Raw genomic sequence first — 14,439 nt, 5'->3', positions numbered from 1 at the left:
CTTCCCGGCAGGATCGCGGACATGTCTGATCAGCCGAGCGCTGTCGCCCCACCCGCCGGGGTCGAGCCGGACCTCGCCCACCACGGCGACGCGGAGGCGACCGCCGGCCTGATCGACCTCGCCGTCAACGTCCGTCGGGCGCGACCGCCCGCCTGGCTGGCCGACCCGATCGCCGCGACCCTGACCGACCTGGCCCGCTATCCGGACCCGGCGCCGGCCCGGGCGGCGGTCGCCGCCCGACACCGCCGTCACCCGAACGAGGTGCTGCTCACCGCCGGCGCCGCCGAGGGGTTCGTGCTGATCGCCCAGGCGCTGCGCGGCGTGCGTCGCCCCGTGGTGGTGCACCCTCAGTTCACCGAGCCGGAGGCGGCGCTGCGGGCCGCCGGACACCCGGTCGAGCGGGTGCTGCTCGACGCCGCCGACGACTTCCGGCTCGACCCGTCCCGGGTGCCTGCCGACGCCGACCTCGTGATGATCGGCAACCCGACGAACCCGACCTCGGTGCTGCACCCCGCCCAGGCGGTGGCCGCGCTGGCCCGCCCCGGCCGGGTGCTGGTGGTCGACGAGGCGTTCGCCGACACCACCATCACCTCAGGGCACCCCGGCGAACCGGAGTCGCTGGCCGAACGCCGCGACCTGCCCGGGCTGCTCGTGGTGCGCAGCCTCACCAAGACGTGGGGCCTGGCCGGGCTGCGGATCGGCTACCTGCTCGGCGCGCCGGAGCTGCTGTCCCGGCTGGCCGCCGTCCAACCGCTCTGGGCCGTCAGCACACCCGCGCTGGCGGCCGCGTCGGCCTGCGCCAGCGCCGTCGCGGTCCAGGCCGAACGCGCGATCGCCGCCGACCTCGCCGCCGACCGCGAGCACCTGGTCGCGCGCCTCGCCGAACTGCCCGGTGTACGCGTCGTCGGCCGTCCCGCCAGCGCGTTCGTCCTGCTGCACCTGCCGGGCGCGACAGCGATCCGGGCCGCCCTTCGCGAGCGCGGCTGGGCGGTACGCCGAGGCGACACGTTCCCCGGTCTCGGCCCCGACTGGCTGCGGGTGGCCGTACGCGACCGAAACACCACCGACGAGTTCATCGACGTGCTGCGCGAGACCATGGAGGCATGATGCTGGAGACCACTATCGCGGCGATCCGCCCGGCGGACGAAGCGGCAATGGCCGCCGCCCGGGCGCTGCACGGCCGGCTGACCAAGCCGGCGGGCTCGCTGGGCGCGCTGGAGGAGCTTTCGGTACGCCTCGCCGGCCTGGCCGGAGTCTGCCCACCACCGCTGCCCGAGCCGGCCGCAGTGGCGATCTTCGCGGGCGACCACGGGGTGCACGCCCAGGGGGTCAGTCCCTGGCCACAGGAGGTCACCGCGCAGATGATCGGCAACTTCCTGGCCGGTGGAGCGGTGGTCAACGCGTTCGCCAGGCAGGCCGGCGCCTCGGTCACCGTGGTCGACGTCGGCGTGGCCACCCCGCTGCCCACCGATCCGGCCGTGCTCGACCCGGCCGCCGACCCGGTCGTGCTCGACCCGGCCGTGCCTCGGCTGGTTGTCTCGTCCGTCCGCCGGGGCACCAACGACCTCACAGTGACGGCCGCGCTGACCCGGGACGAGGCGCTGGCGGCGGTGCGGACCGGCATCCGGATCGCCGACGAACTGATCGACGCCGGTGCCGGCATCCTGCTCACCGGGGACATGGGCATCGGCAACACGACCCCGGCCGCCGTGCTCATCGCCGCGTTCACCGGCGCCGACCCACTCGACACCACCGGTCGGGGCACCGGGGTCGACGACCCGACGTACGCGCGCAAGGTGGCTGTGGTGCGGGCCGCGCTGGCCCGGCACACCCCCGACCCGGCCGACCCGCTGGGGGTGCTGGCCGCCGTCGGTGGTCTGGAGCACGCCGCCCTGGCCGGGCTGATCCTCGGAGCCGCAGCGCGCCGCACACCGGTGCTGCTGGACGGTGTGATCGCGGTCTCGGCCGCGCTCGCCGCCGCCGCGTTCGCCCCGGACGCGGTCTGCGCCATGGTCGCCGGCCACCGCTCGGCCGAGCCCGGCGCCACTGTCGCGTTGCGCCACCTCGGCCTCGACCCGCTGATCGACCTGGGGCTGCGCCTCGGTGAGGGCACCGGCGCGCTGCTGGCGTTGCCCGTGGTCACCGGCGCGGTCCGGGTGCTGCACGAGGTGGCCACCTTCGACTCCGCAGGGGTGGCCGAGAAGTGAGCACGCGCCGCGAACGAGCCGTCCGCCTCGGTGGTGCGGCGTGACCTCCAATCCGTACCCCCTGGGTTTGCGGCTGCACGGGCGGCGGGTGGTCGTGGTGGGTGGCGGCGCGGTCGCCACCCGGCGCGTACCCGCGCTGCTGGACGCCGGCGCGGACGTCCTGCTGGTGGCCCCGGAGCTGACTCCGGCGCTGCGCGCCCGGGCCGACGCGGGTCGGCTGCACTGGGTGCCGCGCCGGTTCGTGCCCGAGGACCTGGACGGTGCCTGGCTGGTCCAGGTCGCTGTCGACGACCCGATGGCGGCGGCTTCGGTGAGCGCCGTCGCCGCCGAGCGGCGGATCTTCTGCGTCCGGGCCGACGACCGGACGGCCGCCACCGCCTGGACACCGGCCGTGACCCGGCACGGCCCGGTCACCGTGGCGGTGCTCGGCGGCGGCGACCCGCACCGGGCGATGACCGTCCGCGACGCCGTCCGCGACCTTCTGGCGGTCCGCTTGGCGCCCGCCGCTGCCGCCGCTGCGCCGCCTGGCGGGCTCGGTGCTGCTGCTGCGCCGTCTGGCCAGGCCGGTGCCGCTGCTGCGCCGCCTGGCGGGCTCGGTGCCGGTTTGACCGAGGCCGGTGTGACGGGCGGGCGGCAGGTCGGGCGGGTGGCGCTGGTCGGGGCGGGGCCGGGGGACCCGGAGCTGATCACCGTGAAGGGCTGGCGGCTGCTCACCGAGGCCGACGTGGTGGTCGCCGACCGGCTGGTGCCCGGACTGCTCCTGGACGAGCTGCGCCCGGACGTCGAGCTGGTGGACGCCTCGAAGATCCCCTACGGCCCGTCCCGGGCCCAGGAGGAGATCAACCAGATCCTGGTCGACCGGGCCCTGGCCGGCGCGTTCGTGGTGCGGCTCAAAGGCGGTGACCCGTACGTCTTCGGGCGCGGCGGCGAGGAGTTGTTGGCCTGCGCTGCCGCCGGTGTCCCGGTGACAGTGGTGCCCGGGGTGACCAGCTCGATCGCCGCCCCGGCCGCAGCCGGAATCCCGGTCACCCATCGGGGCGTGGCGCACGAGTTCACTGTCGTCTCCGGACACCTGGCACCCGACGCACCGGCTTCGCTGGTGCGCTGGGACGCCCTCGCCGGTCTGCACGGCACCCTGGTGATCCTGATGGGGCTGAAGAACCTCGCCGCCATCACGGCCACCCTGATCGCCCACGGTCGGTCGCCGCAGACCCCCGCGGCCGTCGTTCAGGAAGCCACGACGGGCACCCAGCGGGTGCTGCGGTCGACGCTCGACGCGGTGGCCGCCGACGTGCTCACGGCCGAGGTACGGCCGCCCGCCGTCGTCGTGGTGGGCGACGTGGTCAACACCCTCGACGGCTGAGGGAGTCGCTGCATCCCGCCGGGAGCTGGCAGCCGGGAGCCGGGAGCCGGGACAGACGACGGGCCGGAGCAGCGCTGCTCCGGCCCGTCGTGGTCTCTCCTTCGACTACTGCTTGAGCATGTTGTCCAGCAGCAGGGCGCAGCGGATCAGACCGAGGTGGCTGTACGCCTGCGGGTGGTTGCCCAGGCCGCGCTCGGCGAGCGGGTCGTACTGCTCGGGAAGCAGCCCGGTCGGGCCGGCGGTCAGCACCATCTGCGCGAACAGCTCCTCGGCGTCGGTGCGGCGGCCGGTGCGTAGGTACGCCTCGATCAGCCACGCCGTGCAGATGTGGAAGCCGCCCTCACGGCCGGGCAGGCCGTCGTCCCAGTGGTAGCGGTAGACGACCGGGCCGCTGCGCAGGTCCGCCTCGATCCTTAGGACGGTGGACAGGAAGCGCGGGTCGTCGCCCGGGAGCAGGCCGGAGAGGCCGATCCAGAGAGACGATGCGTCCATGTCCTCGTCCCCGTACGCGACGCTGTACGCCTCGACGTCGGAGTGCCAGCCGTGCTCCAGCACGTTCGCGCCGATCCGGTCGCGCAGGTCCTTCCACTCGGGCCGGTCCTCGCCGCCGTGCTCGCGCATCACATGCAGCGCGCGGTCGACTGTCATCCAGCACATCACCTTGGAGAAGACGTGGTGCCGGGGTGGCAGCCGGGCCTCCCAGATGCCGTGGTCGGGCTCGTGCCAGCGGCGGCGGACCGCCTCGACCATGTTCTCCAGGACCCGCCACTCGTCGTCGCGGACCGAACCGCGAGCGTCGGCGACGGCCGCGATCAGGTCGGCGATCGGGCCGAAGACGTCCAGCTGCAACTGGTGGTTGGCGAGGTTGCCGACCCGGACCGGCCGGGAGCCGGCGTACCCGGGCAGCGTGTCGATGACCGCTTCGGCACCCAGCTCGTAGCCGTCGATCGTGTAGAGCGGGTGCAGCCGCTCCGGGTGCCCACCGGTGCGCTCGATGCAGCCGTCCACCCAGCGCAGGAACGCCTCGGCCTCCTCGATGGAGCCCAGGTCGACGAGCGAGCGGGCGGTCAGCGCCGCGTCGCGCAGCCAGCAGTAGCGGTAGTCCCAGTTGCGGACGCCGCCCAGCTCCTCGGGGAGCGAGGTGGTTGCCGCGGCCAGGATCGAGCCGGTGGCCTCGTGGCAGAGCCCGCGCAGGGTGAGGGCGCTGCGCGCGACCAGCTCGCGGGAGGTGGACGGCAACCGCAGCGAGGCCACCCAGTCCTTCCAGGGCTGCTCGGCCGCGGCCTGCCGCTCGTGGATCGGCACCCGGTGGTGCTCCAGGCTGTGCGTGCCGAAGCGCAGCTCCAGCACCACCTGCCCACCGGCGGCGGAGAGGTCGACGGTCGCCTTGGCGGTCTCGTACCCTCCGTCGTTGCCGACCTCCCACTGCACGCCGGGGGCGTAGAGCGCGACCGGTTCGTTCGAGCCGAGCACCAGCAGGCCGTCGCCGAGCGGCTGCAACTGGACGGCCACCTGGCCGAACTCCGGCCTCGGCGCGAACTCGACAGTGGCCTTGCCACTGCCGGTCAGCACCCGGACCAGGGTCGAGTCGCCGGTGAGGACCGCCGGGCTGTCGCCGGGGGTGGTCTCCCGGGCCGGCTTGTCCAGCCAGTCGGTGACGGTGAGCCCGGACCACCGGGTCTCCACCGTCATCGTGCCGGAGCGGTAGCGCTGGCCCAGCGGGATGCCCCCACGTTCCGGGGCGACGCTGAAGTGACCGGCCGGGCTGCCACCCACCAGGTCGGCGAAGATCGCCGCCGAATCCGGCTTGGGGTGACAGAGCCAGCTCACCTTGGCCTCGGGGGTGAGCAGAGCGACGGTACGACCGTTGGCCAGCATGGAGTGCCGTTCGATCGGCACCGCCCGCTCACCGAACAGCCAGTGCCGCCGGGTCTCCAGCAGCAGGGCCAGCGCGCGGGCGGCCTCCAGCGGGTCGGCCACCCGGTAGCTGGCCTCGGTGTCGCCGGGACCGATCTTGATGCCGAGGTCGGGACCGTGCAGGTGCGCGAACCCGTTCTCGTCGGTGATGTCGTCGCCGATGAACAGCACCGCGCTGGAGGCGAGCTGGGTCCGCAACTGGTCGAGTGCGGTGCCCTTGTGGGTGGCCACCACGGAGAGCTCGATGACCTCCTTGCCCTGGGTCACCGTGACGCCGTCGAAGGTGGCCGGACCGTTGCGGACCGCCTCGATGGCGGCGGCGGCGATCTGCGGGTCGACCCCACGGGTGTGCATCGCGACGCTCGCCGGTTTGCGTTCCAGCCGGATGCCCGGGTGCTGGGCGGCGATCTCACGCAGCGCGTTGCGGACCTTGGTCCGTACGGCGACCAGCTCGGGGGAGAGCCGCTCGACGAAGCCGATGTCGAATTCGGAGCCGTGACTGCCGACGAGGTGCACCTCGCTGGGCAGCCGCGAGAGGGCGGCCAGGTCGCGCAGCGCCCGGCCGGAGACCACCGCCACCGTGGTCTGCGGCAGCGCGGCGAGCGCGCGGACCGCGGCCACTGACTCGGGCAGTGGAACGGCAGTGCTCGGGTCCTCCACGATCGGCGCCAGTGTGCCGTCGTAGTCGCAGGCGACAAGGAGTTGGGGGACCCGGGCTATCCGGCCGATGGCGGAGCGCAACTCAGGGTCCATGACCCCGGTGGCGACTGCCGCCCCATCGTTGAGGGACGTGTTCACTCGGCCTCCGCCTCGGGAACTCCGAGTTCCGAGAGGAAAGACTTGGCCCAGTGGCCCACGTCGTGGGTACGCAGGTGACGTTGCATTGTCCGCATCCGGCGGCGCGCCTCGGTTTTCTCCACGTGCACTGCCCGGAGGAGGGCGTCCTTGACCGCGTCCGGGTCGTGCGGGTTACACAAAAATGCCTGGCGAAGCTCCGTGGCGGCGCCGGCGAACTCACTGAGTACGAGCGCGCCACCCTGGTCGGCACGTGATGCTACGTATTCCTTCGCCACGAGGTTCATTCCGTCTCGCAGCGGGGTCACCATCATCACGTCGGCAGCAACGTACATCGCCGCCAGCTCACTGCGACTGTACGACTGATGGAGGTAATGAACCGCCGGCACGCCGACCCTGCCGAACTCGCCGTTGATCCGGCCGACCTCGCGCTCGACCTTCACCCGTAGTGCCTGGTAGTGCTCCACGCGCTCGCGGCTGGGTGTGGCGACCTGAACCATGACCGCGTCGGGAACTGTCAACTTTCCGTCAGCCAGCAGTTCCCGGAAGGCCTTGAGCCGCAACTCGATGCCCTTGGTGTAATCCAGCCGGTCCACGCCCAGGATTATCGTCTTCGGGTCGCCCAGCTCGGCGCGAATCTGCTTGGCCCGGGCCTGGATCGCCGGGTCGGCGGCCATCCGCTCCATCTCCTGGGTGTCGATCGAGATGGGGAAGGCGCCCGCCTTCACCTGCCGACCGTCGACCTGGATCATCTGCCCCTCGTAGCGCAGCCCGAGCAGGTGCCGGGCCAGCCGGACGAAGTTCTGCGCGGCCAGCCGCTGCTGGAAACCGACCAGGTCGGCGCCGAGCAGACCGCGCAGGATCTCGGTGCGGAACGGCATCTGCATGAACAGCTCGATCGGCGGGAACGGGATGTGCAGGAAGAACCCGATCCGCAGGTCCGGGCGGAGCTCACGGAGCATCGCCGGCACCAACTGGAGCTGGTAGTCCTGCACCCAGACCGTCGCACCCTCGGCCGCCACGTCGGCTGCGGCCTCCGCGAACCGGGCGTTGACCAGGCGGTACGCCTCCCGCCACCGGCGCTTGTAGGCCGGTGTCTCCACCGCGTCGTGGTAGAGCGGCCAGATCGTCGCATTGGACTGGCCCTCGTAGTACCGCTCCAACTCCTCGGCGCTGAGCGGGACCGGGTGCAGCCGGATCCCCTCCAGGTCGAACGGCTCGGGAGCCGCGCCGGTGCCACCGGCCCAGCCGACCCAGGTGCCCTTGTGCTCGGCGAGTACGGGGTGCAGCGCGGTGACCAGCCCGCCAGGGCTGCGTCGCCACTGCCGGCCCTCGGGTGTGCTCACCTCGTCGACCGGCAGACGGTTCGCCACTACGACAAAGGAGCTACGGACGGTCACGATCGGCCACCTCCGGGTACTGACGGGTCCACCGCGATGAGCGTACTGAGCGTAGCTGCGGCGTCTTGTGCCTAGTGCCGGAGTCTCCTACCCGCCTCGGTGCGACCGAACCCTAAAGGTGATCTTGTCGACAAGCGCGCTGGTCAGAGGTCGATTATCGGCCATTCCTTGGGCAGCACCTCACCCAGCAGTTCCCGCCGATCCGTCATGATCGGCGTCATCGCCCGAGCTGCCTCCATCGCAGCCTGGGCCAGGTCCATGCCGCCGAGGGTTCGCGACCAGCCGCCGAGGATGGCGCACATGTCGTGCTCGACGGGCGTGACCATGACCGGTCCCAGGTCGCCGACGATGTCGAGCAGCGGCCAGCCGTCGCTGGTCACCTGGCGATACGCGGCTGCCAGGCAGAGCGCCGGGATGATCACCCGTTGTCCCCTGTCCGCGACTTTCGCGATCTGCTCCCCGACCGCCTCCGTGCCTTCCGAGTAGGCGAGGAGGCAGCCCGTGTCGAGGACGAGGCCGGCATCAGTCACGAATGGTCATCCGTCCACGAGAAGCCTCGCCCAGCAGGGCGGCAGCCTTGGATCGCAGCTCCGGGGTGATTTTCGCGTGTGCCTCGTCGAGCTTCCTGCCCGCCTCGGCGAGGCCTTCGTTCGTCAATTGGAAGCCCACCCGTCGAAGCGCTCGCCGTGTGTGCTCGCTGGCCATTCGCTGACGAACGGAGTCGGTGATGAAGGCGGAAACATTGGGTTCCAGGGCCAGCCGCTCCGCCACGTCATCCGGCACGCTGATGGCGATCTTCTTGGTCATACTGAAGACGCTAGTGAGTGATACCGGGCTCGGCAAGGAGGCGCGCCCGCGTACTCCTGGGGCGGGGTGATGTGGGCGAAGCGCGCCGTACCTGTCAGGATTGACGATGGCGTGCGCGCGGCCGGCTCCCGGCCGGCGGCGGCGGGCGGTCCTCGCAGCCCGCGCCGCGCCGCCGATCAGCGACAGCAACCGACGGAGGTAGCCCGCACCGTGGCCCAGTACATCTACGTCCTGGAAAAGGCGCGCAAGGCGCACGGCGACAAGGTCGTGCTCGACAACGTCACGTTGAGCTTCCTGCCGGGAGCCAAGATCGGTGTGCTCGGTCCGAACGGCGCCGGTAAGTCCAGCCTCCTCAAGATCATGGCAGGGCTGGACAAGCCGAGCAACGGCGAGGCCCGACTCATGCCCGGCTACACCGTCGGCATGCTCGCCCAGGAGCCCCCGCTCAACGAGGCCAAGACCGTGCTCGGCAACGTCGAGGAGGCGGTCGCCGAGACCAAGGCCAAGCTGGAGCGGTTCAACAAGATCGCCGAGCAGATGGCCACCGACTACTCCGACGAGCTGATGGAGGAGATGGGCAAGCTCCAGGAGGAGCTCGACCACCTCGACGCCTGGGACGTCGACTCCAAGCTCGAACTGGCGATGGACGCGCTGCGCTGCCCGCCGCCGGACGCCGACGTGACCCAGCTCTCCGGTGGAGAGCGTCGCCGGGTGGCGCTCTGCAAGCTGCTGCTGGAGGCACCCGACCTGCTGTTGCTCGACGAGCCCACCAACCACCTGGACGCGGAGAGCGTCTCCTGGCTGGAGCAGCACCTGGCGAAGTACGCCGGCACCGTCATGGCGATCACCCACGACCGGTACTTCCTCGACAAGGTGGCCGGCTGGATCCTGGAGCTGGACCGTGGCCGGGCCATCGGCTACGAGGGCAACTACTCCACCTACCTGGAGAAGAAGGCCGCCCGGCTCGCCATCGAGGGGCGCCGCGACGCCAAGATGAAGAAGCGCCTCACCGAGGAACTGGAGTGGGTCCGCTCCAACGCCAAGGCCCGCCAGACCAAGTCCAAGGCCCGCCTGGACCGGTACGACGAGATGGCCACCGAGGCGGAGAAGACCCGCAAGCTCGACTTCGAGGAGATCCAGATCCCGCCGGGCCCGCGCCTGGGCAGCACTGTGATCGAGGCGAACAAGCTCAGCAAGGGCTTCGGCGACCGGCTGCTGATCGACAACCTGTCGTTCTCGCTGCCGCGCAACGGCATCGTCGGCATCATCGGCCCCAACGGCGTCGGCAAGACCACGCTGTTCAAGACCATCGTCGGGCTGGAGGAGCCGACCGGCGGCGAGGTCCGGGTCGGCCCCACCGTCTCGCTGTCGTACGTCGACCAGAACCGTGAGGGCCTCGACGGCGACAAGACCGTCTGGGAGGTCGTCTCCGACGGGCTGGACTACCTGATGGTGGGCAAGGTCGAGATGCCGTCGCGGGCGTACATCGCCGCGTTCGGCTTCAAGGGCCCGGACCAGCAGAAGCCGACCAAGGTGCTCTCCGGCGGCGAGCGCAACCGGCTCAACCTGGCGCTGACCCTGAAGATCGGCGGCAACGTCATCCTGCTCGACGAGCCGACGAACGACCTGGACGTGGAGACGCTGTCCAGCCTGGAGAACGCCCTGCTGGAGTTCCCCGGCTGCGCCGTGGTCATCTCCCACGACCGGATGTTCCTGGACCGCGTCGCCACGCACATCCTGGCCTGGGAGGGCGACGACCAGGACCCGTCCAAGTGGTTCTGGTTCGAGGGCAACTTCGAGGCGTACGAGAAGAACAAGATCGACCGCCTCGGCGCGGAGGCCGCCCGACCGCACCGGGTGACCTACCGCAAGCTGACCCGCGACTGACCGGCCGAAAAGGTGTCTGACCGCTTCGTCTACCACTGCACCCTGCGCTGGTCCGACCTGGACGCGTACGGCCACGTCAACAACTCGCGCTTCCTCACCCTGTACGAGGAGGCGCGGGTGGCGTTGATGTTCGCCGGCGGCCGGGCCTGGGGCGTCGGCTCGTTCGCCGACGGGGTGGTGATCCGCCGGCACGAGGTCGACTACCTGCGCCCGGTCGACTACGCGCTCGGCCGGGCCACCGCGGAGGCTGCCCCCACAGTGCGGATCGAGCTGTGGGTGGAGGAGATCCGGGCCTCCCGGTTCACCGTCGCCTACGAGCTGTACGACGGTGAGGTGCTGGCCAGCCGGGCCCGCTCGGTGCTGGTGCCGTTCGACCTGACCCGCCAGGTGCCCCGGCGGATCACCAGCGAGGAGCGGGACTTCCTGCTCACGTACGCGCCAGAGGGCGGGGTGGCGTGACCCGGCCCGGCACCGCCGAGCCGGGCCGGACGGCGGCGCCCACCCACGGTGTCGAAGGGGTGGCGGACGCGGGGGCCTTCCTGGCCCGGCTGGTCCGGTTGGATCCGGTCGCACCGGTCCGGCTGCGGCCGGCCGGCGCACCGGGCCGGATCGCCCTGTGGGCCCGGCTGCCGTGGCAGGTCCTGGTGGTCCGCACGGTTGCCGGTGGGCCGGCCGACGGCGTCGCGGAGGACGTCACTGTGGCAGCCGCGGAGCTGCTGGCCGAACTGGAGCGGAGCGGCGCGAGCCTGCCGACCCGCCGGGACGCCCAGTGGCGGTGGCCGCTGCCGCCGACGCGGAGCCGCCAGGTGGAGGCGCTGCCCGTTGCCGACCTGCGACGGATCGCCGACGCGGCGGCGGGCACCCTGCGAACGGCGAGCGAGCAGGGTGTGGCCGGCCGTGCCGTGGGCCAGCGGGCCCTGCGTGACGCGTTGCTCGACCACGTGGCGGTGTTGATCACCCCGGACGGGATGCCCGACGGGACGCCTGCCACGCCGGTCGAGGTGCCGCAGCGGCTGGTGCAGGGGGTGGTGCGGATGGGCTTCCTCGGTGCCGCCCACGGCTCGGCGGCCGGCGAGGGTGGGGACGCCGTTCAGGTGCGGGTGGCCGGTCGTTGGGTGGGCCTGGTGGGACCACACGGAGCGGCGTGGTTGCAGAAGGCCACGGATCTTGCCGTGACACCCCTGAGCGCTCGTCCGAACGGATGACCCCGGATCATTCTTCTGGTCAGGGGCGGTCGTTGGGGGGGTGCTTCAACCCGGCTGTCCGGGTACCGTCCATCCTCGGATCCAACGCACCGTAGGCGACTGGATCCGCTGGGGAGTGAGGTGCGCGAGCGATGCCGTGGTGGTCATGGCGCCCCGGTCCCGCCGACGGCGGCGAACCGGAAACCCGAAGCGGGATCACAGTCGATAGCGCGGTCCGGATCGGGCCGCCCAGTCCTCGCCAGCCGGGGGACGACTGCCCGTCCAACGAGCGGCCCGTGCTGACCGATACGCCCGCCACCGTCGAGCCGGTGAGTCTGCGCCGGGTCTGTGACGCACTCGATCTTCTCGACGTGCGTTACCTGGCCGACGGCGACGGCAACCTGCTGGCGATGTGGGAGCGGCACGCGGTGCTGGTCACCCTCGAAGGGCCGGAGGACGAGATCCTGGTCATGCGGGCACGCCCGCACGCCACGGTCCCGCCGGACTGGGCCGACCGGGCTTACCGGGTGGTCAACGAGTGGAACCACACCCGCCGGTTCTGCAAGGCGTACATCGGTGACCCGACCGAGCGCGGTCAGCTACCGATCTACGCCGAGCTTCAGGTGCCCCTGGGTGCCGGCACTCACGACGCGCTCCTGGTCGAGATGCTCGACTGCGGCGCGGCGGTCGCCACCAGCTTCGTGGACTGGCTGCACGACGAGGGCGCGCTGCTCTGATCTGGGTCAGCCGCCGTTGGCCGGGTCGTCCTCGACGTTGACCATGAAGTACGCGGCCCGCTCCAGGTAGTCCCAGAGGGTGGCGCCGATCTCCGGCTCAAGGTCGAGCCGGTCCACGGCGCGGCGCATGTTGCGCAGCCAGGCGTCCCGTTCGGCCGCTCCGATCCGAAATGGCGCGTGGCGCATCCGCAGCCGAGGGTGCCCCCGCTGAGCGGAGTACGTGTTCGGCCCGCCCCAGTACTGCATGAGGAACAGGGTCATCCGGTCCGCGGCCGGGCCCAGGTCCTCCTCCGGGTACATGGGTCGCAGCAGGGGGTCGGTGGCGATCCCGGCGTAGAACTCGTCGACCAGCTTGCGGAAGGTGGGTTCGCCGCCGACCGCTTCGAAGAGGGTCATCGACGCACCGGGACGGTCGGATTCACCTGCGGAAGTCACAGTTCCATCCTGCCAGGTGCGTCCGGTGCCGACCCGACCCGCACGGCGTGCGTCGGATCACGCCGGGTCGACAAGCCCGAATGTCGGCACCCCGGCCTGCCCGGGCGAAGGTCGGTTCGACGGGTCAGGTGACAGCGTGCCGGCGCTGGCCGTCACCGGTATGCGGGTTGGGCCTGCCTTCCACCGGGCGGTCGCCGGCTGGGTCGCCGAGGCCGGGGGATGGCGGAGCGGCGTTGGCCAACGAGGCGGCAGTGATCGCGTCGTCCACCGTCTCCCGGTCCGGCCACCGCAGCGTGGCCACCGTCATCAGCACCACCCCGGCTGCGCTCCAGACCCCCACCACGACAGGAATGGGGAACCGTTCGGCGAGCATCCCGGTGACCAGTACCGCGAAGCCCTGGATGACCTGTATGCCGGTGGCCATCACCCCGAAGGCGCGGGCTCGGAAGCCGTTGGGCAGCGCCTGGACGAACAACCCGTTGGCCATCGGCATCATGCCGGCGACCGCGAACCCGCAGAGCGCGGCGAGCAGTGCCACCACCAGCGGCGGGGGGTCGAGCAGCACCGGTACGAGCATCAACGGGGCGAGCACCGCGAGCGGCCGCATCAGCTTCAGCCGGCGAGCCGGACCGAACAGGCGACTCACCAGCAACCCACCGAGGATGAAGCCGATCGGGTTGGCCACCATGATCGCTGCCTGTGCGGTGCCCGCGCTCAGCGCACCACGTCCCTCGTCGTTGGCCCAGGCCGCGGCCAGACCCTCGGGAACGATCGAGAAGAGCATCGAGCTGAACACCAGCACCGCGATGGCCCGCAGCACCGGTGTGCGGAACACGATGCCGAACCCCTGCCGAGTCTCACGCAGCAGGTGGCTGCGGTGCTCCGGGTTCATCATCGCCGGATGGTGGCGCACGCCGAGGCGAACCAGCAGCGCCGAGAGACCGAACGTGACCGCGTTGAACAGCAGCGCCGCCTCCGGGTCGACAGCGGCGACAGCGGCGCCGAAGACGTACCCGACGACCTGGGCGGCCTGCCCGACACTGCCGTTGAGCGACAGCCCCAGCACCAGCCGGTCCCCGGTGAGCAACTGCGGGATCAGCGCGGACTTCGCCGCCTGGCTCGGCGGGTTCGCAAGCGTGGCGGCGAAGATGAGCACCAGCACCGCCTGGTACGGCAGGCTCGGAATGGCGATGACCAGCATCAGCGCCATCCGGATGAGGTCGCAGGCCACCATCACCCGTCGGAACGGGTACCGCTCCGCGAGTGCGGCGAGCACTGGACCGCCGAGCAGCCAGGGCAGGAAGCTGACCGCGAAGGCAGCCGCGGAGAGCGCGACGGACCGGGTCTGCTGATAGACGAGCAGGGTGACGGCGGCCTTCGCGACGTAGTCGCCGACCCAGGAGAGAGCACCAGCCACGAACACGGCCCGGAACTCGTGCTGGCCGAAGACGTCGCGGAATGTGGCGGGGCCTTCCGCGGAAGGTCGCTCGTCAGGCACCGTCGCCTCCATCGGCCCCGGCTCGGCCGCTCGTGGCAGCCCGGTCGGAAGCGCTCGTCAGATCTACGGATCAGCGAGGTTGTGATCACGCTTCGGTGGGAACGCGTGCTCCGGATTCTGCCCGATCGTCTGACAACTAGCTAGGTCGAACGGGTCGTTCGTCGCCTCCCCGACTGAACGAACGGACGATACCCGAGGGGCCGGCCGGC

At 71.5% G+C, this 14,439-nt stretch carries 13 protein-coding genes; 7 read left to right on the top strand and 6 right to left on the bottom strand.

Features of this window, described 5'->3' with window-relative positions:
* The first annotated feature begins 21 nt into the window (after positions 1-21).
* From cobC to cobA, 3 genes are read left to right on the top strand one after another with little or no spacing between them, the layout of a single operon-like run.
* Complete coding sequence (gene cobC / locus ABZU43_RS25110; RefSeq protein ID WP_355008922.1) at positions 22-1,107, top strand: Rv2231c family pyridoxal phosphate-dependent protein CobC; 1,086 nt, start codon at positions 22-24, stop codon at positions 1,105-1,107.
* Entirely contained in the window at positions 1,107-2,207 is a 1,101-nt protein-coding gene (gene cobT, locus ABZU43_RS25105; RefSeq protein WP_355008921.1) for a nicotinate-nucleotide--dimethylbenzimidazole phosphoribosyltransferase, read from the top strand. Before cobC ends, cobT begins: the two co-directional genes overlap by 1 nt.
* A gap of 40 nt (positions 2,208-2,247) precedes the next feature.
* Positions 2,248-3,570 carry a uroporphyrinogen-III C-methyltransferase gene (cobA, locus tag ABZU43_RS25100; protein ID WP_355008920.1) on the top strand — a complete coding sequence of 441 codons (1,323 nt, stop codon included), beginning with the start codon at positions 2,248-2,250 and terminating at the stop codon, positions 3,568-3,570.
* 105 nt (positions 3,571-3,675) lie between these two features.
* Here cobA and otsB read toward each other — a convergent pair whose 3' ends face one another.
* The 4 genes from otsB to ABZU43_RS25080 all read right to left on the bottom strand — a co-directional run bounded on the left by otsB (position 3,676) and on the right by ABZU43_RS25080 (position 8,489).
* Positions 3,676-6,240 (bottom strand): trehalose-phosphatase, encoded by a 2,565-nt coding sequence (otsB, locus tag ABZU43_RS25095; protein WP_355009004.1) that lies wholly within the window; start codon positions 6,238-6,240, stop codon positions 3,676-3,678.
* Positions 6,241-6,281: 41 nt separating this feature from the next.
* Complete coding sequence (locus tag ABZU43_RS25090) at positions 6,282-7,682, bottom strand: trehalose-6-phosphate synthase (protein WP_030333449.1); 1,401 nt, start codon at positions 7,680-7,682, stop codon at positions 6,282-6,284.
* A 143-nt stretch (positions 7,683-7,825) separates the two neighbouring features.
* On the bottom strand, positions 7,826-8,212 hold the full coding sequence (locus tag ABZU43_RS25085; protein ID WP_355008919.1) for a hypothetical protein: 387 nt from the start codon (positions 8,210-8,212) through the stop codon (positions 7,826-7,828).
* Positions 8,205-8,489: a hypothetical protein gene (locus ABZU43_RS25080; RefSeq protein ID WP_355008918.1), complete on the bottom strand. Its 285-nt coding sequence runs from the start codon at positions 8,487-8,489 to the stop codon at positions 8,205-8,207. The genes ABZU43_RS25085 and ABZU43_RS25080 overlap by 8 nt, the downstream gene beginning before the upstream one ends.
* A 210-nt stretch (positions 8,490-8,699) precedes the next feature.
* Here ABZU43_RS25080 and ettA point away from each other — a divergent pair, with 210 nt between their 5' ends.
* The 4 genes from ettA (at position 8,700) to ABZU43_RS25060 (ending at position 12,297) form a co-directional block, all read left to right on the top strand.
* The gene (ettA, locus tag ABZU43_RS25075; RefSeq protein ID WP_355008917.1) at positions 8,700-10,376 is read left to right on the top strand and encodes an energy-dependent translational throttle protein EttA; all 1,677 of its coding nucleotides are present in this window, start codon (positions 8,700-8,702) and stop codon (positions 10,374-10,376) included.
* Between the two features lie 12 nt (positions 10,377-10,388).
* The gene (locus tag ABZU43_RS25070; RefSeq protein WP_355008916.1) at positions 10,389-10,835 is read left to right on the top strand and encodes a thioesterase family protein; all 447 of its coding nucleotides are present in this window, start codon (positions 10,389-10,391) and stop codon (positions 10,833-10,835) included.
* Entirely contained in the window at positions 10,832-11,581 is a 750-nt protein-coding gene (locus ABZU43_RS25065; RefSeq protein WP_355008915.1) for a hypothetical protein, read from the top strand. Before ABZU43_RS25070 ends, ABZU43_RS25065 begins: the two co-directional genes overlap by 4 nt.
* A gap of 131 nt (positions 11,582-11,712) precedes the next feature.
* Complete coding sequence (locus tag ABZU43_RS25060; RefSeq protein ID WP_355008914.1) at positions 11,713-12,297, top strand: YbjN domain-containing protein; 585 nt, start codon at positions 11,713-11,715, stop codon at positions 12,295-12,297.
* A gap of 6 nt (positions 12,298-12,303) precedes the next feature.
* Here ABZU43_RS25060 and ABZU43_RS25055 read toward each other — a convergent pair whose 3' ends face one another.
* Together ABZU43_RS25055 and ABZU43_RS25050 are read right to left on the bottom strand one after the other, a co-directional pair.
* Entirely contained in the window at positions 12,304-12,732 is a 429-nt protein-coding gene (locus tag ABZU43_RS25055) for a globin (protein ID WP_355008913.1), read from the bottom strand.
* A gap of 124 nt (positions 12,733-12,856) precedes the next feature.
* Positions 12,857-14,242: an MFS transporter gene (locus tag ABZU43_RS25050; protein ID WP_355008912.1), complete on the bottom strand. Its 1,386-nt coding sequence runs from the start codon at positions 14,240-14,242 to the stop codon at positions 12,857-12,859.
* Positions 14,243-14,439 lie beyond the last annotated feature (197 nt).

It is taken from the genome of Micromonospora sp. NPDC005205 (genome assembly GCF_040608275.1).
Classification (GTDB): domain Bacteria; phylum Actinomycetota; class Actinomycetes; order Mycobacteriales; family Micromonosporaceae; genus Micromonospora.
Note: the sequence above shows the minus strand (reverse complement) of the source record. Positions and strands in the feature narration are given on the sequence as shown.

Bases quoted from the DNA above. Each gene is read 5' to 3' on its own strand.
- cobC (WP_355008922.1), top strand. From the start codon at position 22: ATGTCTGATCAGCCGAGCGCTGTCGCCCCACCCGCCGGGGTCGAGCCG.
- cobT (WP_355008921.1), top strand. From the start codon at position 1,107: ATGCTGGAGACCACTATCGCGGCGATCCGCCCGGCGGACGAAGCGGCA.
- otsB (WP_355009004.1), bottom strand. From the start codon at position 6,240: ATGGACCCTGAGTTGCGCTCCGCCATCGGCCGGATAGCCCGGGTCCCC.
- ABZU43_RS25080 (WP_355008918.1), bottom strand. From the start codon at position 8,489: ATGACCAAGAAGATCGCCATCAGCGTGCCGGATGACGTGGCGGAGCGG.
- ABZU43_RS25060 (WP_355008914.1), top strand. From the start codon at position 11,713: ATGCCGTGGTGGTCATGGCGCCCCGGTCCCGCCGACGGCGGCGAACCG.
- ABZU43_RS25050 (WP_355008912.1), bottom strand. From the start codon at position 14,242: ATGGAGGCGACGGTGCCTGACGAGCGACCTTCCGCGGAAGGCCCCGCC.